We start from the raw sequence: 22,411 nt of genomic DNA on the forward strand, positions 1-22,411 counted from the left end.
AGGAGGATGTTTCGATTTGCCCGGCCCAGGCCGGAATCTTTCAGGAGGATCATGCATGAATCGTTTGGCGATGTTGGGACTGGCCGCCGCATGTTCGGTTGGGGCGGCCCAGGCGGGCCAGGAGCCTGCGGAATATCTGGAAGTCGGCCCCGAGCTGCGCGATTGCGTCGGCGTCGGGCCGCAGAAATGCATGCAGGTGCGTCCCTTTGGCTCGCAGGAATGGCAGCATTTCTACGGCGCCATCGAGGGCTTTACGCATGAAGAAGGACGCACCTATCTGCTGCGGGTGAAAACCGAGAAGATCGACAATCCCCCGGCGGACGCGCCTTCGATACGCTGGATTCTCGAACGCGTCGTGTCCGAGAAGGAAAGCGTCGCGCGCATGCTGGAGCCGTTTCCCGCGCCGGAGCCCGGCCATGTGCGCTGGGCCATCGATCTGCCGGCCCTTCCCGACGAGGACGATCATAAAATCGAACTGCTTCCGGGCAAATGGATGATGGTGGATTGCAACCGCCACTGGGCGGGCGCCGTCATCGAGCAGCGCTCGCTGCAGGGCTGGGGCTACAGCTACTATGTCATGCAGGATGTGGGGCAGGTGGCGTCCACCATGATGGCATGCCCGGGGCAGGAAAAGACGAATCGCTTCATCCCCGTGGGCTCCATGCCCGAACTGCAGCGTTACAACAGCCGCCTGCCGATCGTCTTCTACGCGCCGGAAGAGGTGGAGCTGCAGTACCGCGTCTGGAGGGCGGCCGGCGACGCGAAGCCGGCGGAGAAGCAGTGACCACGCGCCCAAGCGCAAGCCTCGGACGTCAGTCCGAGGTCAAGCGCGGCAGTTTTCATACGGCGCCGCAGGCGCCCTCGTATAGTGGCGAGGAAGCTCCCGACTTCAGGCGGGAGTGACTCACGGCGGGAGCCGGCCATGGAGCGGAGGCTGCGCCGGACGCATGGGGCAGGCGGGCCTTGTGTCTGGATTACAATGCCGCATCCCCCTCACCCGGAACCGTGAATTGCTGAACCCTGTACGATTCATCCTGCGGATGATGGCAATCATCCTCTGGATTCCCGCTGGCCTGATCGGCGTATGCCTGTTTCCTCTCCTGCCGCTGAAATGGCGCCTGTGGATGAACCATCATTGGTCCCGATGCCTGATGTGGTTCTGCGGCGTGCGCATCGTGGTCCAGGGAAGCCCCGTCATGCGGGATCCCGTGTTCTGGGTGGCGAACCATGTGTCGTGGGTCGATATCTTCGTGCTCAACAGTGTGCGCACGACGTCCTTCGTGGCCAAGAGCGATATCCGCAGCTGGCCGGTCATCGGGTGGCTGGTGGCCGGAGCGGGCACCGTGTTCATCGCCCGCGGGCAGCGTCACGCCATACGGGCGGTGGGCGAGCAGATGAAGCAGCGCTTCGCGCGCGGCGAGGTCGTGGGCCTGTTTCCGGAAGGGACCACCTCGCCTGGCTTCGATGTATCGTACTTCCATACCAGCCTGTTTGAACCGGCCATCCGCGCGGGCGTGGACATCCAGCCGGTCGCCCTGCGTTTCTACCATCGCGGAACGCGCAGCGACCGCATTGCGTTCGTGGGCGAGCAGACCCTCGCGCACAACGTCTGGTGCCTGCTGAGCGCCGGCGAGTCCGTGGTCGAGGCGGAGTTCCTGCCGCTGCTCGACGCGTCGCAGTGCCAGGCGCTGGGGCGCGCGCAAGTGGCGGAGCGCATGCACGCCGCTGTCCGCGCCGCGGTCAGGAAAGGGCTGGAAGACGATACCGCGCATGCTGAAGACGCCGCGGGCCGCCCGGAGCACAAGCAGGGCCTGGTGAAGTAAACTCTCGAATTATCGATGCATTCCTCCTGGATGACCGCAATATGGCCAAGAATTACGAATCTGAAGTCACGCAATTCCTCAAGCAGCTCAAGGAAAAGGATCCCGCTCTTGAGAGCCGCCAGCTGGCAGGCCGCGCCCGCCTGTGGGACAAGGCTCTGGATTCCGAACTGCAGGAAGGCTATCGCGCCGCCAAAGTGCCGCAGCAGCCTTACGTGTACTACCAGAACACGCAGGCCTGATGTCTGCTCGCCGGTCGGTACAGGGTGAACTGACCGCTTTGGTCGAGCCTGCCGTCGACAGTACGCCCGATGTCATCGACAGCGTGGCCCTGGCTCGCCTGTACGGCGAGCCGCTGTTCGCGTTGCCGCAGGATCTCTACATTCCGCCCGACGCCCTGGAAGTCTTTCTCGAGACGTTCGAGGGGCCGCTGGACCTGCTGCTGTACCTGATCCGCAAGCAGAACTTCAACGTCCTGGATATTCCCATGGCGGAAGTGACGCAGCAGTACCTTTCCTACGTCGAGCAGATCCGCCGCCACAACCTGGAGCTGGCGGGGGAATACCTGCTGATGGCCGCCATGCTCATCGAAATCAAGTCGCGCATGCTGCTGCCGTTGAAAAAGACCGATACCGGCGAGGAGCCTGACGATCCGCGCGCCGAGCTGGTGCGACGTCTGCTGGAATACGAGCAGATGAAGCTGGCGGCGCAGAAGCTGGATGCCATGCCGCAGCTGGGGCGCGACTTCTTCCGCGCGCACGCCTATGCCGACATGAGCATAGAGCAGGCGCTGCCGGACGTCAGCCCGGACGACCTGCGCCAGGCCTGGCAGGACATCATGCGCCGGGCCCGCCTGAACCAGCATCACCGCATCACGCGCGAGCAACTGTCGGTGCGCGACCACATGAGCCGTATCCTGCGCAGGCTCAGCGACGTGCGCTTCATGGAGTTCACCGAACTGTTCATCGAGCGCGTGCGCAGCGGCGATTCCGTCGCCGTCGTCGTGGTGCATTTCCTGGCATTGCTCGAGCTTGCCCGCGAGTCCCTGCTGGACATCACGCAGGCGGAACCCTACGCACCGATTTACGTCCGCCTGTCCTACGTGCAGGCGGTGGCCTGAGCCGTTCGGCGCCGGGCGAGTCCGAAACGGAGACCCTTTTGAAAGTCGTACACACCATAGAAGAACTGCGGGACCAGTTGCGCGGGCAGATGCGCGTGTCGTTCGTGCCGACCATGGGCAATCTGCATGACGGCCACCTGGCCCTGATGAAGCTGGCAAGGCAACACGGCGATCCGGTGGTCGCCAGCATTTTCGTCAATCCTCTGCAGTTCGGTCCTACGGAAGACTTTTCGAGCTATCCGCGCACGCTGCAGGCCGACATCGAAAAACTGGAAAAGCGGCGCGATGTCTACGTGCTGTTCGCGCCGAACGAAAAAGAAATGTATCCGGAGCCTCAAAGCTACCGCATCCAGCCGCCCGCCGACCTGGGGGACATCCTGGAAGGCGAGTTCCGCCCGGGCTTTTTTTCCGGGGTCAGCACGGTTGTCATGAAACTGTTCTCCTGCGTCCAGCCGCGCGTGGCCGTCTTCGGCAAGAAGGACTATCAGCAGCTCATGATCGTGCGCTCCATGTGCCGCCAGTTCCAGTTGCCGGTCGAAGTGCTGGCGCACGAGACCGTGCGCGATGCCGACGGGCTGGCGCTGTCCTCGCGCAACGCGTATCTGAGTCCGGCGGAACGCGCCGAGGCGCCCCAGCTGTATGCCGTGCTCAAGCAACTGCAGGATGCACTGAAATCCGGCAGGAGCGACATCGCGCAACTGGAGCACGAGGCTGTGCGCACCCTGACGGGCAGGGGCTGGGATGTCGACTACATCTCCGTGCGTCGCCAGCGCGACCTGCATGCGCCGGAGCCCGCCGAAGCGGCGGCCGAGCCCCTGGTGGCGCTGGCCGCCGCCAAGCTGGGCCGCACCCGCCTGATCGATAACCTGGAAATCTGAGCGGTTTCGGGGCTGCGGCGGGGCGGTATCTCGCGGTATCTGCAGGCGCCGTTGGCGTGGTCGCCGATTCACCGACACGAGCACAGGATGTTTGTGTCCGTGATCATTCCGGCCTCCCTTTTCTGACAGTAGGCAGGCGCGCGGCGTATCGCTAGCATGGTGTTTTCGCTGGAGGATGCCATGCCCGAAACGGAAGAAACGGATATCCATTGCGATGCGCGCATGGCGCATCTGACACGCAGGGAACAGGAAGTCATGGCCTACCTGCTACGCGGTGCCGCGAACAAGGTCATCGCGGCCGAGCTGGGAATCTCACAACGCACGGTGGAGAGTCACCGCGCGCGGCTTTTCCGCAAAATGCGGGTGCGCAATATCGTGGGACTGGTCAGCATGATGTATGCGCCGGGCGGCCTGCGCCATTGCGTGGCGGAAGCGTCGGCCGATGCCTATCGCAAGAAGCGTTCGCGCAGCACGTAACGCATTCCCCGGGTGCGCAGGCGGGCAGGACGGTTTCCATCACCCTGCACGTGCGCCGGCCTTCGATCGAGGCTGCCGGAGAGATTCCGGGCAGCCTGCCTCTTGGTTCAGTTGGGCGAACACGCGGGCAGCGGCTTGCCCTTCAGTTCATCCACGGGATCGATTTCCGCCTGGCGCGTCAGGCGGTATTCCAGCGTGGGCTGCGTGCCATGGATCTGGTTGACGCGCATCACGTTGTCGTTGATGAAGCCCAGGTTGGCCAGGACTACGTCCTTTTCCTGCAGCAGGATGATGCGGGGCGGCTCGTGGCTGACGACACTCCAGCAGCCCTGCGCAGTGGTGGACTGCTGCTGTCCGCTGCCGCCCAGCGGCGTGATGCGCGCCCGCCAGTGTCCGCCCGGAGACATCGTCAGGCTGATGCGCGAAGCGGCGCAGTTGGCGTTCTGGCAGGGGATCGTGCCCAGGAAGGTTCTCGGTTCGGCCAGGGCGCGCAGGGTGGTTTCACGCTGCGGCTCGTTCGCTGCCTGCGCCTGCGCTTCCTGTTCGGCCCGCTGCTGTTGCACGCCTTCGCCGAAGCCCAGGCTCAGTTGCGACGGTGCGCGGGCGCTGGCAGTGCCTCGCGCCTGCCGTTGCGCGTCTTCCAGCGTGGGATTGATATGAGAGGACGATGCCTGCCTGGAGACGCCCTCGTTCGCGCAGCCCGCCAGCGCCAGCAGCGAAGCGGTGACGGCTGCCAGGGCGGAGCGTTGGAAACGGGAGGGAAAGGAGGCTGTCGGGCGCATGGCGTGATCCATTGTCGGTGTTTTTTGATGCCTTTGATTTTACGCATTTGCGCCACGGTTTGCTTAGGAGCGGGGGGAGGCTCAACACGAGTGCCTGTTGCCCATCCTGGAAGGTCTCAAGAAATCGAAATCACATCCTTCATCAGCCTGTAGCGTGCTTTGCAGGAATAGCCGGTTATAGCCGCGATCGGGCAATTCGGCTGGTGGCGCGAGTTCGGCGCGGCGAAGCTCCAGCTGGGCTTCATCGACCAGTAGATCCAGCCTGCGGTTTTTGACCGACAGCGATATTTGATCGCCGTTGCGCACCAGAGCCAACGGTCCTCCTACGGCAGCCTCTGGCGAGACGTGCAGCACGACGGTCCCGAAAGCGGTGCCGCTCATCCGCGCGTCGGAGATCCGAACCATGTCGCGAATTCCCTGGCGGGCGAGTTTGGCCGGGATGGGTAGGTACCCTGCCTCGGGCATGCCGGCCCCGCTCTTCGGCCCTGCATTCTTCAGCACCAGGAAATCTTCGGGATTGACGTCCAGGTCAGGGCTATCGATGCGATCTGCGAGGTCTTGCAGGGACTCGAAGACTACGGCACGCCCCGTACGCTCGAACAGCGCCGGATTGGCGGCTGCTCGTTTCAGGATAGCGCCGTTGGGGGCCAGCGACCCGAACAGCGATATCAAGCCTCCCACAGGGTCTATGGGATCGTCGAAAGCGCGAACGACGCTGCGGTCGACCCATGGAGACTCAGCTTCCAGCCGTTCTCCCAGGGTTTGGCCTGTGATGGTCAGGCAGTCCAGATGCAACAGATGCTTGATTTCGCGCATGACCGCGCCCAAACCTCCTGCTGCATGCAAGTCGGCCATGTAGTGCTCGCCCGTAGGCTTGAGATTGACCAGGACCGGCGTGGTATCGCTCAGCTCGTTCAGCTTCCTGAGAGAGACGTGGATGCCCAGGCGGCCTGCAATGGCCGTCAAGTGAATGATGGCATTGGTCGAGCCGCTGATCGCCAGCAGAACGCGCAAGGCGTTTTCCACAGACTTCTCTGTAATGATCTGACTGGGACGAATAGGTTGCAGGGCGAGTTCCACTGCGCGGCGGCCGCTGGCTTCGGCTGCCCGGATGCGGTCCGCATGCACCGCTGGGATTGCCGCTGTGCCTGGCAGCGACATTCCCAGCGCTTCGGCGACGGCAGCCATCGTGCTTGCCGTGCCCATCACTGCGCACGTGCCTGCCGTGGTAGCGAGCTTGCCTTCGATGATCTTGATCTTCTGCTCACTGACTTCGCCGCCCCGATATCGCCCCCAGAAGCGCCGGCAATCCGTACACGCACCCAGCCGCTCGCCCTCGAACGGCATGGGAAGCATTGGGCCGGGCACGAGCTGGATGGCGGGCACGTCGGCAGATGCCGCCCCCATCAGCATCCCCGGCACATTTTTGTCGCATCCGCCCAGCATGACCACGGCATCCATGGGCTGCGCTGTAATCATCTCCTCTATGTCGATGGATAGTAGATTGCGGAACTTCATGCTGGTTGGATTGAGAAAAGCCTCGCCCAGTGAAATCGTCGGAAAGTCCAGCGGCAGTCCGCCCGCGGCCAGGACGCCGCGCTTGATCGCCTCGACCAGTTCGGGGAAGTTGCGATGGCAGGGATTGAATCCGCTGGGAGCCTGGGCAATGCCGATGACAGGCTTGTCCATCATCTCCCTGGAATAGCCGGCCGCGCTTGCGAAAGTGCGCCGTAGATACAGGGAAAAATCAATATCGCCGTAATTAGTCAGGCCGCGGGCGAGGCCGTGCTTTTCGTTTGACATACGTGTTTCCTGGTGAGTCTGCAGAGTTGTGTTACTTGGCCTTTGTCGCCGTTATTCCGGCGCGCTTGATCATTGCGCCGAAAGTGTCCAGCTGCGAGGCGACGAATGCATTGCTGTCGGCGACCGAACGTGGAGCAGGCTCGTATCCAAGAGAATGCAGGCGCTCGATGACGTCAGGCATTTGCAGGATTTTCACGACTTCCTGGTTCAGGCGTTCGATGACGGGTGCGGGAGCGCCCGAGCGCGCGACCAGGGCGAACCAGCCAATCACCTCATAGCCGGGGACGGTCTCCTTGATCGTAGGAACATCCGGAGTAATACGGGATCGCTCGGCGCCCGTGGTGCCCAGCAAGCGCAGTCTCTGGTCTTTGACATAAGGCGTGAACAGGCTGGTATTCTCGAAGATGAATGTGATTTCCCCGCCAAGCAGGCCGTTGAGGGCGGGCATGGCAGCGCGATATGGTACGTGGTCGAACTTCGACCCGCTGTCCTTGGCCAACAGTTCGGTTGCCAAGTGGCCTGTATTGCCTACGCCTGAAGATCCATAATTCACCTGGTCCTTTTTAGCTGCGGCGAGCAGGTCTCCAAGGGACTGGTAAGGCGATGATTTTTGGACGGCCAGCCCATAGTCGGTCGTAGCCAGAATGGAGACGGCCGTAAAGTCTTTCTTCACGTCATATCCTGCCTCGGGATACAGCCATGGGTTGATCCCGTGCGTGGAACTGGTCGCCAGCAGCAAGGTATAGCCGTCGGCGGGAGCCCGAAGCAGATCCTGCGTGCCGATCAGGCCTCCCGCGCCGGGCTTGTTCTCCACGACCACATTGCCGTTGAGCGCTGCGCCGAGCTTTTGCGCCAACAGCCTGCCTACAGTGTCAGATCCGCCGCCGGGTGCGGTCGGGACGACCAGCCGGATAATGCGATCGGGATATTCCGCCTTGGCGGTCATGGCAGCGCTGCACAGAATGATCAGAGTGCTCATCAAGATGCGTTTCATCGTTGTCTCCTAAGTGCTTGTTGTCGATGGGTACCGCTACGGTGCTTCAGTCGACTCCGCAGACGACGGAGCCGGTTTTGAAAAAACTCTCCAGATTGCGCAACACCAGGCCGGCCATGGCGTAGCGGGTTTCCAGGGTGCTGCTTGCCTGATGAGGCGAGAGCACGACGTTGTCCAGCGCGATCAAGGCGGCGGGAACTTGTGGCTCATGTTGGTAGACATCCAGGCCCGCACCACCCAGATCTCCGCTTTGCAGCGCCTGAATCAGGCTGTCCTCGTCCACCACGCTGCCGCGCGAGATATTGATCAGTAACCCCTGTGGGCCCAGGGAGGCGAGCACCTCGCGCGATATCAAGTGCCGCGTATCGTCTCCGCCCGGGACTGCCACCACAAGGAAGTCGGCCCATTCCGCCAGCGCGTCGAGCCGGTCCATGTGGGTATGGGGGGCTGCGGCTGACGGTGCATGACTGTGGTAACGGACGTCCATGCGAAAGCCTGCGGCCCGCTCCGCCACAGCCTGGCCGATACGGCCATAACCGACGATTCCCAGATTCTTGCCGCTGACCCTGGTCGACAGGCGCACCGGTTTGCCGATGCTCCAGTCTCCACGTCGCACGTAGCGATCGTTGACGGATATGCGCCGGGCGGCGTCGATGATGAGGCCGAATGCCAGGTCGGCCACGCAATCGGTCAGCACGCCTGCCGTATAGCCGAATGCAATGCCACTCCGGCGAGCATGGCCGACATCCAAGGTATCCAGTCCGACACCGAAATTGGAAATCACCTTCAGGCGTGGCAATGCGTTGATCAGAGCTTTGCTCAAGCCTGTGCGAGAGGCGCAGACCAGCGCTTCGTATCGGTCCGCATTTGCCTTGAGGAATGCTTCGCGGTTGTCGACTTCGGAGAGGATGCGGGTGTCGTAAACAGCGTCCAGATCGTTCTGCAGTGGCGCCCATAGCCGATCGGTAACGAGTAGTGGAATTTTCATGCGGGATCTCCGGTGCCCGACAGTACCCCGGCCCGCTGGTGCAGATGGATTCGCGGATCGAGATCCTCCAGTCGGCTTATGCCCAGCATTGCCATATCGCGTCGGATCTCGGCATGCAGCAATTCGACGGCTTGCGCAATGCCGGCCTGTCCTGCGACTGCTGCGGCGTAGATAAAAGGCCGGCCTACGAACACCATCCGGGCACCAAGTGCATATGCCTTGAGTACGTCGCCGCCCCGGCGTATGCCGCTGTCGAACATCACCGGCACTGGACTGCGCCTGGCTATCTGGGGCAGTACTGTCAGCGGCGATGCCGCCCCATCCAGTTGCCTGCCGCCGTGGTTGGAGACGATCAAGGCATCTGCTCCCTCGGCAACAGCGATATCTGCATCCAGCGGGTTGAGCAGGCCCTTGATAATCAGTTTCCCCTTCCAGCGTGAGCGGATGTGCTGCAGGTGCCGCCAGCCCAGGTGACTGCGATCCGAAAAATCGCGCAGTACGTGGCGTGACACGATTGGTGCGCCACGCGTCGCATAATTGTTTTCGAAGTGCGGCATGCCATGGCGTACCAGCGTGCGCAGGAAAGTGCCGAACGTCCAGCGCGGATGCAGCAGGCCGTCGGCAAGCAGGCGCAGGCCGGGGCGCAGTGGCGCATTGAAGCCAGCGCGGATATGGTTTTCCCGATTGGCTGCTACAGGGGTGTCCACGGTTACGACCAGGACATTGATGCCGGCAGCCGCTACGCGGTCGAGCAGAGCGTCGATCTGTGGAGACTGGCCGGGAAGATATGCCTGAAACCAGGCGTGCGGACAGGCCGGGACTATCTCTTCAAGACGAATCAGGGATGAGCCGCTGATGATCATCGGCAGTCCTGCTTCTACGGCAGTCCGTGCCAGCATCTGATCGCCCCTGTAGGCAATCAGGGCACTCATGCCCAGCGGAGCGATGCCGAAAGGCAGCGCATAGCGGTGGCCCCATAGATCGACGCTGGTACAGACGGAAGAGGCTTGCGTCAGCACACGCGGCAACCACTGATACCCTTCGAACACGGCTCGGTTGCGACGCAGCGTTATTTCGTCTTCGCTGCCGCTGGCGACGTAGCCAAAGATGGCTCGCGGCAGATGGCGACGTGCGGCCTGCTCCAGATCGTGCAGGTTCAATGGTGTGTTCACGCAGGATCTCTCTTATTGGCTTGGCGCTAAAGCTGCGCGCGAGGGTCTTTGCGCGCCAGGCGACGCAGCAAGTGCTCTACCTCGTCGCGGGCGGTTGCGCTCAATGTTCCTGAGGGTTTGCGTTGCGCGGCCGAAGTGATCAGGCCGCGCCGCATCAGCACGTGCTTGCGTACTGCCAGGCCGACACCAGGTTGCTGCTCATAGCGGATCAGTGGCAGATGTGCATCAAATAGATCCTGGGCGGCCTCGACATTGCCGCTTTCCCGCAATGAGAGGAATTCGCACAGCATGTCCGGGAAACAGTAGCCTGTGTTGGCGCCGTCCGCGCCGCGAGCCATTTCATAGTCCAAGAATATGCCATTGCTGCCGCACAGGATGGGAATATGGCGCATGGAGCCTTCGTGTTCGTAGCGGCGCAGGGTGGATATCTTGTCCAGGCCCGGCCAGTCCTCATGCTTGAGCATGGCGAGCGAGCCGATTTCCTGGAACATCTGCCGCAATAAGGACGGACTCATCTGGACCTGGAATACTTGCGGAAAGTCCTGTACGACGATGGGAACGTCGGTGCCAATCGCTTGGGCCACCTGATGGTAGTAATTGAGGATTTGCTCATCAGTGCGCAGTGTGTTGGGCGGTGCAATCATCACGCCTGCTGCGCCAAGGTCCATGACTTCCCGTGTGAGGGCACGCATCGCGGCAAAGCCAGGGGCGGTGGCGCCGACGATTACGGGAATGGATGCTGCGCGGCTGATCATCTGCTTGGCCACCGCCACAGCCTCGGCATGTTCCAGCTTGGGTGCTTCGCCGAGCAGACCCAGTACAGTCAAGCCTGTACTGCCGCATTCCAGGTAGAAATCGGTAATTCGATCAATCGACGCCGTGTCGATCGCGCCGTCATCAAGAAAGGGGGTGGGCGCGATGGGAAATACTCCCCGCGCTTTGGAAGTCAGCAGCATGGAAAATCCTTTGGTATTTGGTAGTCAGATGCTGGCGATCAGTCCGCCATCCACACGAATCGTGGAGCCTGTGATGTACGCCGCCCGTTCACTGGCAAGAAAGGCCACTGCGTCGGCGTATTCTTCGGGGTGGCCGTAGCGGCCCAGCGGGATGGATGCGGTGCTTTCTTCCTGGACGTCTGACACAGGGCGGCCCTCGCGTTTGGCCTTGGCTTCATCCAGATACGTGATCCTGCCTGTAGCGATGCGGCCGGGCAGGATGATGTTGGCCGTGATGCCGTCGCGTCCCACTTCTCGTGCGAGTGTTTTGGACCAGCCGAGCAGAGATATCCGCAGGGCATTGGACAGACCTAGATTGGGGATGGGAGCGACGACCCCGGAGGAGGTGCTTGTGATGATTCGCCCCCAGCGTTGCGTTTTCATCGCAGGCAGTACAGCGTCGGTAATGGCAATCACCGATAAGACCATGGACTCGAAATGCTTGCGCCATGTTGTCATGTCCTGTCCGTGGACTGGCGAAGGCGGCGGTCCCCCCGTGTTATTGACCAGAACATCTACTGTTCCGACCTCTTCTCGTACCTGATCCAGGCGTTTGGGAATACCGTTGATGTCGGCTAAGTCCCAGGCCAGCGCCGTAGCGGTACCGCCCGCCTGTCTGATCGTGGACACGGTAGTGGCTGCCGCCTCTTCATTGATGTCTGCGACCACAACGCGTGCGCCTTCGCGAGCCAGGGCCGATGCAATCGCTCCACCCAGGCCGCCGCCTGCACCAAAAACAAGTGCTGTCTTGTTGGAAAGCCCCAGATCCATGATGTCTCCTTTGCTTGAATCCGTTTCTATTAGAAAGCGGTTTCTCTTTTACGATTAATGAATTTAATGTTCCATGTTTTTTATAGTTTAATTTAAGAAACCGGTTTCTTGCAATAGGTTTTGATAGCCTTGGCAGTCGGTCATGGGAACAGGAGGTGGCGTGGCAGGCCGTCAAGGGAGGCAGTTTTCAGAATGCATTGCCTTGAAGGCGCCTTCTTGTCGCCCCCATCACTCGGCTGCGCTTTATATTTCCTTATGATCGGTATAAATTTCAGTGTGCAGCGGTCAGGAAGGGGATACCCTTCATGCGCGATTGTTTTTTGGATACGTATGACTATTGATTCAGAGCTGCCCGGCTCTTCGACAAAGCGAGCATCGCGTCCTCGCGCCAACTCGCTAACCGTTCGGGATGTCGCCAAGGCGGCAGGAGTGTCGCCTGCCACAGTATCGCGGGTCCTCAACGGCAATGATCGCGTTGATGAAAAATTGCGCAAGCACGTGGAACGGGTGGCCGATGATCTTGGCTACACACCTCATGCCGCGGCACGAGCTTTGGCTTCTCAGCGATCGCACACAATCGCCGCCGTCGTGCCTTCGCTTGAGGATCCGAATTTTGCAGTCGGGGTATCAGCGCTCCAGCAAGCATTGACAGTAGAGGGTTATACGCTGCTGATTGCCAACTCCAATTACGATGAAGAGGAAGAACTCCGGCAGGTACGGGCTCTGGCTGCGCATGGCATCGCCGGCATGATGCTGGTTGGGGCGCAGCATAGTTCCCAGGTTTATGATCTGCTGGAAACCCGAAATATTCCTTTCGTGAACACTTGGGTATTGGATAAGGGGCACCCGAGTGTTGGCTTCGACAACTATCAGATCGGCCGGACCGTTGCAAATTACTTGCTGGATCTGGGCCACACCTGCTTTGGCGTGGTGGCCCAACGTTCGCCGCGCAGTGATCGTGCGGCCAGTCGATTGGCGGGCATTCGCGCAGCGCTGCAGGAACGCGCCGGATATGTTCCGCACGAGTACGTCATCGATCGATCCCACCGCATCATGGATGGGCAGCATGGATTGCGTATGTTGCTTGCCTTGCCTGATCGCCCGACGGCAATCATTTGCGGAACCGATACCCTGGCTTTCGGCGTACTCGTCGAGGCTCAGGCGCAAGGGCTTCGTGTACCTGAAGACCTTTCGGTGACAGGGATCAACGATGTTGAGTTTGCCGCGCACCTGACGCCCCCCCTCACAACGGTACGGCTGGCTGTCAGCGAGGTAGGCATGCATGCGGCTGAATACCTGCTGGCTCGTATTGAAGGACGTCCGACCTTGCCTGCGATGTCGATTCCTTTCAGTTTGATCGTGCGGGGCAGTACCGGCTCCCCCAAACGTTGATACTCGCACTTCCCTCGGACATCACCTCCCCGGGCACTGTACCGGCTAAGGTAAAGTGTAATTTTTGGTTCACCAAGGAGACGAAGCATCATGTTCCGTATCGGCCTGACCGGTGGCATAGGGTCTGGAAAAAACCTGGTGGCGGATTTGCTGATGCGGCGCGGGGTGCCGGTCGTGGATGCCGACGCCGTCGCTCATGCGCTGACCGCGCCCGGCGGGGCCGCCATGCCGGCCATTCGCCAGGCATTCGGCGATACCGTCATCCGCCCGGATGGCGCCCTGGACAGGGACGTGATGCGTTCGCTGATATTCAGTGACCAGTCGTTGCGGGTTCGCCTTGAGGCGCTTCTGCATCCCATGATATACAACGAAATGAAACGGCAGGCCGCTCTTGCGCAGGGACCGTACGCTGTCTTTGCTGTCCCCCTGCTGGTGGAGTCGGGGCGCTGGCGGCACAGGGTACAGCGCATCTGCGTCGTCGATTGCGAGCCAGCTACCCAGGTGGCCCGCGTGCAAGTGCGCAGCGGGCTGACGCCCGAAGTGATTGAGCGTATCATGTCAGCACAGGCAACGCGGGACGACCGTCTGGCTGCGGCGGATGATGTTGTGTTCAATGGTGCGGACACTTCTCTCGACGAACTGGCGGCCAGCGTCGATGCGCTGCATGACAAATGGCTGGCGCTCGCCGCGCAGCGGTAGTCGATGCGGTCCGTGCATGGCAGGTTCCGGCGGGTCCGCAAGTTCCTGTCACGTCACTAAAAAGGTTTTTGATCGCGTGATTCTTTATGAGTATCCCTGCAATGAGCGCGTCAGGGCTTTGCTCCGGGTGGAGCATCTGTTCGATCGCCTGTTCTTCTTCGCCGACTCGGGCGAAGTCCGGCATCACCAGATAGCCATTGCCACGTTGTTCGACCTGCTGGACATCTGTGACCGCACAGATCTTCGCGGCGCCGTTCTGCAGGACCTCGAACGCCTGCGATCGTCGCTGCTTGCCCTGCGACAGCACCCGGGCGTGGACGAACAGCGCCTGGCAGGCATGCTCGATGAGCTCCAGGCCGCCGCGGCGGAACTGGGCTCGAGCGGCCGCATCGCGCAGGAACTCCGCGAAAACGAATGGCTTTCCGGCCTGCGAGGCCGCCTGACGGTTCCTGGCGGCTCCTCGCAAGTCGACAGCCCCTCGTATTATTCCTGGCAGATCCAGCCGGTCGAGGTCAGGGCAAAAGACATTGCCCAGTGGGTGCGCCCATTTCTGCCTCTCTATAAAGGCATTGCGCTGATCCTGCGCTCGCTGCGTGATTCCGGCGATGCCGTCGACCTGGTGGCGAGCCAGGGCGCCTACCAGGAAATGCTGAGCGGGAAGACTTTCCAGCTGCTGCGGGTCTGGGTATCTCCCGAATCCGGCGTATTCCCGGAAATGAGCGCCAACAAATACGTGATCTGGATCCGTTTTTCCGGCCAGGAAGGAACGAGCAAGCCGCAACCGGTCTCCTCGGACATCCCTTTCCGCCTGGCGCGCTGCAATATCTAAGCTCAGGCCGGGGTAGCCGCGTCCTGCTGCGGCAGGGAGGCAGATAGTTGTTGCGCCCCATTTCAAATTGGCAGAATCCGTAGCTTGCGACGGCGCAATCAGCGAGAATGTCGGGCAACCGAACATCACGCAGGTATTGCCCTGGAGATCGCTGTATGCCGGAAAACCCTGGCTCCCGTTCCGACCTCGCCGTCACGAAGACAAACCCTGGACCGCATCCCGGCAATGGCCGTCCGCCCGGGAAACCCCCTTGCCGGGTCTGTCCGTGGATATGGGCCGCGCTAATCCTGCTGGCTGTGGGAGCGGTGGCCTGGTATGTGAACAAGCCCGCCGCGCCGCAGGCTCCCGGCGGCATGTTCGGCATGCGGGGGATGTCGGGCATGGCGGTTCCAGTGCAGGTGGCCGACGTCCAGCCGGCGCGCATCGACTATACGATACGTGCCATCGGCACCGTGACTGCATTCAATACCGTGGCGGTGCGCAGCCGGGTCGATGGCGAGCTGCAGCAGATCGTCTTCGAGGACGGGCAATACGTAAACGAAGGCGATCTGCTGGCGCAGATCGATCCTCGTCCCTTCCAGGTACAGCTGGACCAGGCTCTCGGGCAGCAGTCGCAGAATGCGGCGCAGCTGCTCAATGCGCAGCGCGATCTGCAGCGCTACCGCCAGCTCTACAAGCAGAACTCCATCGCCAGGCAGGTGGTTGACACCCAGGAAGCGCAAGTGCAGCAGTTGCTGGGAGGGCAGCGGTCCGACGAGGCTGCCGTCAGCAACGCGCGCCTGCAGCTGGAGTACACCCGCATCACGGCGCCGATCAGCGGCAGGCTGGGTCTGCGCCGTCTCGACAAAGGCAACCTGATTTCCGCAGCCAATGCCGACGGTCTGGTGACGATCACGCAAATACAGCCGATTTCCGTACTGTTCACAGTGCCGCAGGCGCAGGTGCCCGATGTCATGGCGCAGTTGCGCCAGGGGCATGCGCTCACCGTGGATCTCTACGACCAGGAAGGCAGCCGGAAGCTGGCTTCGGGCGAGCTCATGTCCCTGGACAACCAGATCGATGCCGGAACCGGCACGCTGAAGCTCAAGGCGCGCTTCGGCAACGAGGATGAATCGCTGTTTCCCAATCAGTTCGTGAATGTGCGCCTGAGGGTCAGCGTCGAGGATGCGCCTGTCACGGTCCCCGTGGGGGCGGTGCAGCACGGCTCCATCGGCGCGTTCGTCTATGTCGTGACGCCAGAAAGCACCGTCACGGTCCGGCGCGTCGTTACAGGGCGCAGCAACGGAGAGCGCATCGCGATCAGCTCGGGGCTGGAGGCCGGCGAACGGGTCGTGCTGGAAGGCACCGATCGCCTGCGGGAGGGCTCCACGATCATCGTGCCGGGCCAGGATGCCCAGGAGGCGCAAGCCAACGGCGTTCCGCCGGCACAGGGCGCGCGGCCCAGGGATGGCGCGCGCCAGGGCAGCGGTGGCGCCCGTCCGCCCAGGGCAGGATGACGGCGCATGAATCTGTCGCGCTTGTTCATCCTGAGGCCGGTCGCCACGACACTGATGACGCTGGCGCTGCTGGTGTCCGGCCTGCTGGCCTATCGGCTGCTGCCGGTATCGGCGCTGCCGCAGGTGGATTACCCCACCATCCAGGTTACGACGCTGTATCCCGGCGCCAGCCCGGAGGTCATGACCGCGCTGGTGACGTCGCCGCTGGAGCGGCAGTTCGGCCAGATGCCGGGGCTGACACAGATGAGCTCGTCGAGTTCCGGCGGCTCGTCCGTCATCACCTTGCAGTTCGACCTGGACCTGTCGCTGGATGTGGCGGAGCAGGAAGTGCAGGCCGCCATCAATGCGGCATCCAACCTGCTGCCCGGCGATCTTCCCGCCCCTCCCATCTACAGCAAGGTCAATCCGGCCGATGCGCCGGTCGTCAGCCTGGCCGTGACCTCGCCCACGCTGCCGCTGCACCAGGTGCGCGACCTGATCGACGTGCGCGTGGCGCAGAAGCTGTCGCAGATCAATGGCGTGGGCCTGGTCAGCATTGCGGGCGGGCAGCGGCCCGCCGTGCGCATCCAGGCCAACCCGCAGCAACTGGCGGCGCACGGCCTGACCCTGTCGTCCGTGCGTTCCGCCATCACCGCGGCCAATGTCAACCAGCCCAAGGGCAACCTGGACGGCCCGCAGCGTTCCATTTCCATCAATGCCGACGATCAGCTGCGCTCCATACAGGACTATGAGAACCTGATCCTGTCCTATGCCGACGGCGCCACGCTGAGGCTGGGCGACGTCGCCACGATACGCTACGACGCCGAGAACATCCGCCAGGCCGCCTGGATCGGCAGGCAGCCCGCCATCCTGCTGAATATACAGAAGCAGCCCGGCGCCAACGTGATCGAGGTAGTGGACCGCGTCATGGCCATGCTGCCGTCGCTGCAGCAGGCCATGCCCGCCGGCATCGATATCATGGTGGCCACCGACCGCACGCAGACCATACGCGATGCCATCCACCATGTGCAGATGGAAATGTTCATCGCCATCGGGCTGGTCGTGCTGGTGACCTTCGTCTTCCTGCGCAACTGGACGGCGACGCTGATCCCCAGCGTCGTGGTGCCGCTGTCGCTGGTCGGCACCTTCGCCATCATGTATTTCCTGGGGTTCAGCATCAATACGCTGACGCTGATGGCGCTGACGATCGCGACAGGCTTCGTCGTCGATGACGCCATCGTGATGATCGAGAACATCACGCGCTATATCGAAGACGGCGACGCGCCGCTGGCCGCCGCCCTGAAAGGCGCCAGGCAGATCAGCTTCACGCTGGTGTCCCTGACGCTGTCGCTGGTCGCCGTGCTGATTCCGCTGCTGTTCATGCAGGGCGTGATCGGCAGGCTGTTCAGCGAGTTTGCGGTGACGCTGGCGGTCGCCATCCTGATTTCCCTGCTGATTTCCCTGACGCTGACGCCCATGATGTGCGCGCACCTGCTCAAGCCCGCGGGAGTCATGCAGGAAGGGCGGCTGCAGCAATGGATGGGCGTGCATCTCGAGCGCCTGGCCGCGGCATACGATCGGGCGCTGCGCTGGGTGCTGGCGCACCAGCCGCTGACGCTGCTGATCGCCCTGGGAACATTGGCGCTGACGGTCATGCTGTATCTGCTGGTGCCCAAGGGGTTTTTCCCGCAGCAGGACACAGGCCTGATACAGGCCATCAGCCAGGCGCCGCAGACCGTATCATTCCAGTCCATGGTGCAGCGCCAGCAGGGGCTGGCGGAGCGGCTGCTGCAGGATGAGGACGTGGCGGCCGTCACCTCCTTCGTGGGGATCGACGGCACCAATGCCACCATGAACACCGGTCGCATGCAGATTGCGCTCAAGCCTGTCGGCGAGCGCGGCTCGAGCGTGCGGGAAGTCATCCGCCGGCTGATGGAGTCCGCGGGCGAGGATGCCGGGATGCAGGTGTTCATGCAGCCGGTGCAGGATCTCAGCATCGAAGACCGCATCAGCCGTACGCAATATCAGCTCACCCTGTCCGACCCGGACCAGCAGCGGCTGATCGATTGGACGCCGGCGCTGGTGCAGGCCATGCGCGGCCTGCCTGAACTGACGGATGTGGTCGACGACCTTCAAAGCCGCGGACTGCAGGCGCAACTGGTCATCAACCGCGATGCGGCGGCCCGCCTGGGCATATCGGTCGCCACCATCAACGAGGCGCTCTACGATGCCTTCGGCCAGCGGCTTGTATCGACGATCTTCACGCAGTCCTCGCAGTACCGCATCGTGCTCGAAGCGCCGCCCGGGCAGAGCAGCACGCCCGAAGACCTGGCAGGGATCTACGTGCCTTCGTCCTCGGGCGAGCCCGTTTCCCTCGGCAACCTGGCGCGCATCGAGCTGGGTAGCGCCCTGCTGTCCATCGAGCGCATGGGACAGTTTCCCGCCGCCACGGTGTCGTTCAACCTGGCCGACGGCACGGCGCTTTCCGATGCGGTGGACGCGATTGCCGGCCTGCCGCAGGAAATCGGCATGCCGGCGTCGATAGAAATGCACTACCAGGGCGCGGCCAAGGCCTTCCAGGAATCGCAGCAAAGCACGCTGTTGCTGCTGCTGGCGGCGGTCGTGGTCATGTATATCGTGCTGGGCGTGCTGTACGAAAACTTCATCCATCCGGTCACTATTCTCTCGACGCTGCCGTCGGCGACCGTGGGGGCGCTGCTGGCTTTGCTGCTGGCCGGTCACGAGCTGGACATGATCGGGCTGATCGGCATCATCCTGCTGATCGGTATCGTCAAGAAGAACGCCATCATGATGATTGATTTCGCGCTGGATGCCGAGCGCTCGCGCGGGCTGTCGCCGCTGGCCGCGATCCACGAGGCGGCGCTGCTGCGTTTCCGGCCCATTCTCATGACGACGCTGGCCGCCTTGTTCGGCGCGCTTCCGCTGATGCTGGCGACGGGATCCGGCGCCGAGCTGCGCCAGCCGCTGGGCCTGGCGATGGTGGGCGGCCTGCTGTGTAGCCAGTTGCTGACGATCTTCACGACGCCGGTCATCTATCTGATGTTCGACCGCCTGGGCGTGGGCGTCAGGCGCAGGGCGGGCCATGCGGGAGCGGGCGGGGCATGAGAGGCCTGGGACTGTTCATCCTGAGGCCGGTCGGCACGGCGTTGCTGTGTCTGGCCGTGGTGCTGATGGGGCTGCTTGCCTACCGGCAGTTGCCGGTGGCGCCGCTGCCGCAGGTGGATTTTCCCATGATCTCCGTGTCGGCCAGCATGGCGGGCGCCAGTCCGGAAACCATGGCGTCCAGCGTCGCCATGCCGCTGGAGCAGTCGCTCGGCGCAATCGCGGGACTGACGGAGATGAGCTCGCGCAATTCCGAGGGGTCGACGCAGATCACCCTGCGCTTCGACCTGGGGCGCGATGTGAACAGCGCGGCGCGCGACGTGCAGGCCGCCATCAATGCGGCGCGGCCCATGCTGCCGTCCAGCCTGCGCAGCAATCCCACCTATCACAAGATCAACCCCTCCTCCGCGCCCATCATGACGCTGGCGCTCAGTTCGGCGACGGCCACCAAGGGGGAACTGTACGATTTCGCCTCCACCATCATCGCGCAGAAACTGTCGCAAGTAGCGGGCGTGGGCGAGGTCAGCGTGGGAGGGAGCTCGCTGCCGGCCGTGCGCGTCAGCCTGAATCCGCACGCGCTGGCGGCGGCGGGCGTGGCGCTGGACGATGTGCGCAGGGCTTTGTCCGGCGCCAACAGCATGCGTCCGACCGGCATTGTGGAGAATACGCAGTTCCAGTGGCAGCTCGATGCCGGCGGCCAGCTCGAGGACGCGTCGGAGTACCGCGAGCTCATCGTGGCCTGGAAGGACGGCTCTCCTTTGAAGCTCAGCGATGTCGCCTCGGTCGAGAATTCGGTGGAGAATCGCTTCAACGCCGGCTTCTTCAACGACAGGACGGCAGTGGTGCTGATGGTGCGCCGCCAGCCCGACGCCAACATCATCGCCACGGTCGACGCCATCCGCGAGCAACTGCCGCAATTGCAGGCCATGCTGCCGGCGGAAGTCACGCTGGACGTGGCCATGGACCGCTCCCCCAGCATCCGGGCGTCGTTGCTCGAAGCTGAAAAGACACTGGTCATCGCCGTATTGCTGGTGGTGGCGGTGGTGCTGGTGTTCCTGCGCAATGCGCGCGCGGCGCTGATTCCCAGCGTGGCGGTGCCGGTGTCGCTCATCGTCACGTTCACGGTGATGTGGTGGTTCGGATTCTCCCTGAATACGCTGTCGCTGATGGCCCTGATCGCGGCGACGGGTTTCGTGGTGGACGATGCCATCGTGGTACTGGAAAGCATCATGCGGCATATCGAGAAAGGCATGACGCCGATGCGGGCCGCCATGCGCGGGTTGCGCGAAGTCGGATTCACGGTGCTGGCCATGAGCTTCTCACTGGTGGCGGTGTTTGTGCCCATGCTGCTGATGGGCGACATGATGGGGCGCATGTTCCGGGAATTCGCCGTCACTTTGTCGGCGGCCGTCCTGGTATCCATGGTGGTGTCGCTGCTGCTGACGCCGATGATGTGCGCCAGGCTGTTGCCCTCCGCACGCGTCCTGCGACAGCCCGGGAGGCTGTCGCGCATGATCGGCGCGATCGGCTCTGCCATCCAGCGCGGTTATGAAAGCTCGCTGTCATGGTCGCTGTCGCATGGTCGCTTCATGCTGCTGCTGCTGGCCGCAACCGTGGGGCTGAACGCCTATCTGTACGTCGTCGTGCCGAAAAGCATGCTGCCTCAGCAGGATACCGGGCAGCTGATGGGATTTTTCCGTGTCGACCAGGGGACGTCGTTCCAGGCCATGGAGCCCAAGCTGGACCAGTTCCGGCGCATTATCATGAAGGATCCGGCGGTGGAAAGCGTGGCGGGCTTCGCCGGCGGCCGCAGCGGCACCAGCACCATGCTGATGGTGCAGCTCAAGCCCGTGGCCGAGCGCGGCGCCACCGCCGCCGAGGTGGTGAACCGGTTGCGGGGCCAGTTCCAGGGCGTGCCCGGTGCCAGGCTGACGCTGGTGCCGCAGCAGGATATCTTCATGGGCGGCCCGCAGGGTTCGGCTTCGTATTCATACTCCTTGCTTGGCAGCGAGCTGGATCTTATCAAGACCTGGCTGCCGCGCGTGCAGCAGGCCCTGGCGGGCTTGCCGGAGCTGGTCGATGTCGATACCGATATCGAAGACAAGGGCCAGCGCGTGCAACTGCATATCGACCGCGATGCGGCCACCCGCCTGGGCGTGGACATGAGCCTGATCGCCTCGACCCTGAACAGTTCCTTCAGCGAACGGCAGGTATCCGTCATCTACCGGCCGCTGAACCAGTACCGCGTCGTGATGGGAGTGGATCCGCGCTATGCGCAGGATATCGAGGCCTTGCAGCAGGTGCAGGTCATCACGGCCGACGGCAGCCGCATCCCCCTGTCGTCATTCACCCGCTTCGAAATGCAGAGCGCGCCGACGACCGTCAGGCACCAGGGGTTGTTTGCGTCGGAAAGCATTTCGTTCAGCCTGGCGCCGGGCGTGTCGCTGGAGCAGGCTGTCATCGCGGTTGAGCGGGCGGTGGCCGCCACGAACCTGCCGACGCAGGAAATCCAGGCGGGCTTCCTGGGCGAGGCCCAGCAGATGCGGCAGACCGTGGCGCAGCAGCCCTTGCTTATCCTGGCTGCGCTGGTCACGATGTATATCGTGCTGGGCGTCCTGTACGAGAGCTATGTGCATCCCCTGACGATCCTGTCCACCCTGCCTTCCGCGGGTATCGGCGCATTGCTGGCCCTGATGATGGCGAATGAGCCGTTCTCGCTGGTGGCGCTGATCGGTATTTTCCTGCTGATCGGCGTCGTCAAGAAGAACGCCATCATGATGGTGGATTTCGCCCTGAGCGCGCAGCGGTCTCAGGGGCTGTCCTCGCGGGACGCCATCGTACAGGCTTGTCTGATACGATTTCGGCCCATCATGATGACGACGGTATCGACGATTTTCGGAGCCTTGCCGCTTATCCTGGCAACTGGCGCGGGCGTGGAGATGCGCCGTCCGCTGGGGGTGACCATTATCGGAGGCCTGGTGGTCAGCCAGGTGCTGACGCTGTACACGACACCGGTCGTATATTTATACCTCGACCGGCTTCGCACAAGAGTCCGGCGCGGACGCAAGGAATAGGCATAGGCATGCGGCTGGA

19 protein-coding genes are annotated in these 22,411 nt (G+C 62.6%); 12 read left to right on the forward strand and 7 right to left on the reverse strand.

Annotated features, from left to right (window positions below; translation table 11 throughout):
* Positions 1-55: 55 nt before the first annotated feature.
* The 6 genes from eco (at position 56) to EV686_RS11875 (ending at position 4,295) form a co-directional block, all read left to right on the forward strand.
* On the forward strand, positions 56-784 hold the full coding sequence (gene eco, locus EV686_RS11850; RefSeq protein ID WP_132477147.1) for a serine protease inhibitor ecotin: 729 nt from the start codon (positions 56-58) through the stop codon (positions 782-784).
* A 256-nt stretch (positions 785-1,040) separates the two neighbouring features.
* Positions 1,041-1,823 carry a lysophospholipid acyltransferase family protein gene (locus EV686_RS11855; RefSeq protein ID WP_243650869.1) on the forward strand — a complete coding sequence of 261 codons (783 nt, stop codon included), beginning with the start codon at positions 1,041-1,043 and terminating at the stop codon, positions 1,821-1,823.
* 41 nt (positions 1,824-1,864) lie between these two features.
* Positions 1,865-2,062 carry a DUF3460 family protein gene (locus EV686_RS11860; RefSeq protein ID WP_132477148.1) on the forward strand — a complete coding sequence of 66 codons (198 nt, stop codon included), beginning with the start codon at positions 1,865-1,867 and terminating at the stop codon, positions 2,060-2,062.
* The gene (locus EV686_RS11865; protein ID WP_132477149.1) at positions 2,062-2,940 is read left to right on the forward strand and encodes a segregation and condensation protein A; all 879 of its coding nucleotides are present in this window, start codon (positions 2,062-2,064) and stop codon (positions 2,938-2,940) included. Before EV686_RS11860 ends, EV686_RS11865 begins: the two co-directional genes overlap by 1 nt.
* Positions 2,941-2,978: 38 nt before the next feature.
* A complete protein-coding gene (panC, locus tag EV686_RS11870; RefSeq protein ID WP_132477150.1) occupies positions 2,979-3,818 on the forward strand; it encodes a pantoate--beta-alanine ligase in 840 nt (279 codons plus the stop codon).
* Between the two features lie 180 nt (positions 3,819-3,998).
* On the forward strand, positions 3,999-4,295 hold the full coding sequence (locus EV686_RS11875) for a response regulator transcription factor (RefSeq protein WP_132477151.1): 297 nt from the start codon (positions 3,999-4,001) through the stop codon (positions 4,293-4,295).
* 107 nt (positions 4,296-4,402) lie between these two features.
* Here the strand turns inward: EV686_RS11875 and EV686_RS11880 are convergent, their stop codons facing one another.
* The 7 genes from EV686_RS11880 to EV686_RS11910 all read right to left on the reverse strand — a co-directional run bounded on the left by EV686_RS11880 (position 4,403) and on the right by EV686_RS11910 (position 11,800).
* Positions 4,403-5,077 carry a hypothetical protein gene (locus EV686_RS11880; protein WP_132477152.1) on the reverse strand — a complete coding sequence of 225 codons (675 nt, stop codon included), beginning with the start codon at positions 5,075-5,077 and terminating at the stop codon, positions 4,403-4,405.
* An 81-nt stretch (positions 5,078-5,158) separates the two neighbouring features.
* Complete coding sequence (locus tag EV686_RS11885) at positions 5,159-6,880, reverse strand: IlvD/Edd family dehydratase (RefSeq protein WP_132477153.1); 1,722 nt, start codon at positions 6,878-6,880, stop codon at positions 5,159-5,161.
* A 31-nt stretch (positions 6,881-6,911) separates the two neighbouring features.
* Positions 6,912-7,874 (reverse strand): Bug family tripartite tricarboxylate transporter substrate binding protein, encoded by a 963-nt coding sequence (locus EV686_RS11890; RefSeq protein ID WP_132477154.1) that lies wholly within the window; start codon positions 7,872-7,874, stop codon positions 6,912-6,914.
* A 46-nt stretch (positions 7,875-7,920) separates the two neighbouring features.
* Positions 7,921-8,862 carry a 2-hydroxyacid dehydrogenase gene (locus EV686_RS11895; RefSeq protein WP_132477155.1) on the reverse strand — a complete coding sequence of 314 codons (942 nt, stop codon included), beginning with the start codon at positions 8,860-8,862 and terminating at the stop codon, positions 7,921-7,923.
* A complete protein-coding gene (locus tag EV686_RS11900) occupies positions 8,859-10,034 on the reverse strand; it encodes an alpha-hydroxy acid oxidase (RefSeq protein WP_132477156.1) in 1,176 nt (391 codons plus the stop codon). The genes EV686_RS11895 and EV686_RS11900 overlap by 4 nt, the downstream gene beginning before the upstream one ends.
* Positions 10,035-10,060: 26 nt before the next feature.
* Positions 10,061-10,990, reverse strand: a complete 930-nt coding sequence (locus EV686_RS11905) for a dihydrodipicolinate synthase family protein (RefSeq protein WP_132477157.1) — start codon at positions 10,988-10,990, stop codon at positions 10,061-10,063.
* Between the two features lie 24 nt (positions 10,991-11,014).
* The gene (locus tag EV686_RS11910) at positions 11,015-11,800 is read right to left on the reverse strand and encodes an SDR family oxidoreductase (protein WP_132477158.1); all 786 of its coding nucleotides are present in this window, start codon (positions 11,798-11,800) and stop codon (positions 11,015-11,017) included.
* A 330-nt stretch (positions 11,801-12,130) separates the two neighbouring features.
* Between EV686_RS11910 and EV686_RS11915 the strand changes: the two genes are divergently transcribed.
* The 6 genes from EV686_RS11915 (at position 12,131) to EV686_RS11940 (ending at position 22,392) form a co-directional block, all read left to right on the forward strand.
* Positions 12,131-13,192 carry a LacI family DNA-binding transcriptional regulator gene (locus tag EV686_RS11915; protein WP_165972585.1) on the forward strand — a complete coding sequence of 354 codons (1,062 nt, stop codon included), beginning with the start codon at positions 12,131-12,133 and terminating at the stop codon, positions 13,190-13,192.
* A gap of 90 nt (positions 13,193-13,282) precedes the next feature.
* Positions 13,283-13,891, forward strand: coding sequence for a dephospho-CoA kinase (gene coaE, locus EV686_RS11920; protein ID WP_132477160.1), 609 nt, complete (start codon positions 13,283-13,285; stop codon positions 13,889-13,891).
* A 76-nt stretch (positions 13,892-13,967) separates the two neighbouring features.
* Positions 13,968-14,720 (forward strand): cell division protein ZapD, encoded by a 753-nt coding sequence (zapD, locus tag EV686_RS11925; RefSeq protein WP_243650870.1) that lies wholly within the window; start codon positions 13,968-13,970, stop codon positions 14,718-14,720.
* 155 nt (positions 14,721-14,875) lie between these two features.
* On the forward strand, positions 14,876-16,216 hold the full coding sequence (locus EV686_RS11930) for an MdtA/MuxA family multidrug efflux RND transporter periplasmic adaptor subunit (RefSeq protein WP_165972586.1): 1,341 nt from the start codon (positions 14,876-14,878) through the stop codon (positions 16,214-16,216).
* A gap of 6 nt (positions 16,217-16,222) precedes the next feature.
* Positions 16,223-19,321: a multidrug efflux RND transporter permease subunit gene (locus tag EV686_RS11935; protein WP_132477162.1), complete on the forward strand. Its 3,099-nt coding sequence runs from the start codon at positions 16,223-16,225 to the stop codon at positions 19,319-19,321.
* Positions 19,318-22,392: an efflux RND transporter permease subunit gene (locus tag EV686_RS11940; RefSeq protein ID WP_132477163.1), complete on the forward strand. Its 3,075-nt coding sequence runs from the start codon at positions 19,318-19,320 to the stop codon at positions 22,390-22,392. The genes EV686_RS11935 and EV686_RS11940 overlap by 4 nt, the downstream gene beginning before the upstream one ends.
* Positions 22,393-22,411: the final 19 nt, after the last annotated feature.

Origin of the sequence: Paracandidimonas soli, assembly GCF_004342005.1 — a bacterium.
Lineage (GTDB): Bacteria > Pseudomonadota > Gammaproteobacteria > Burkholderiales > Burkholderiaceae_B > Paracandidimonas > Paracandidimonas soli.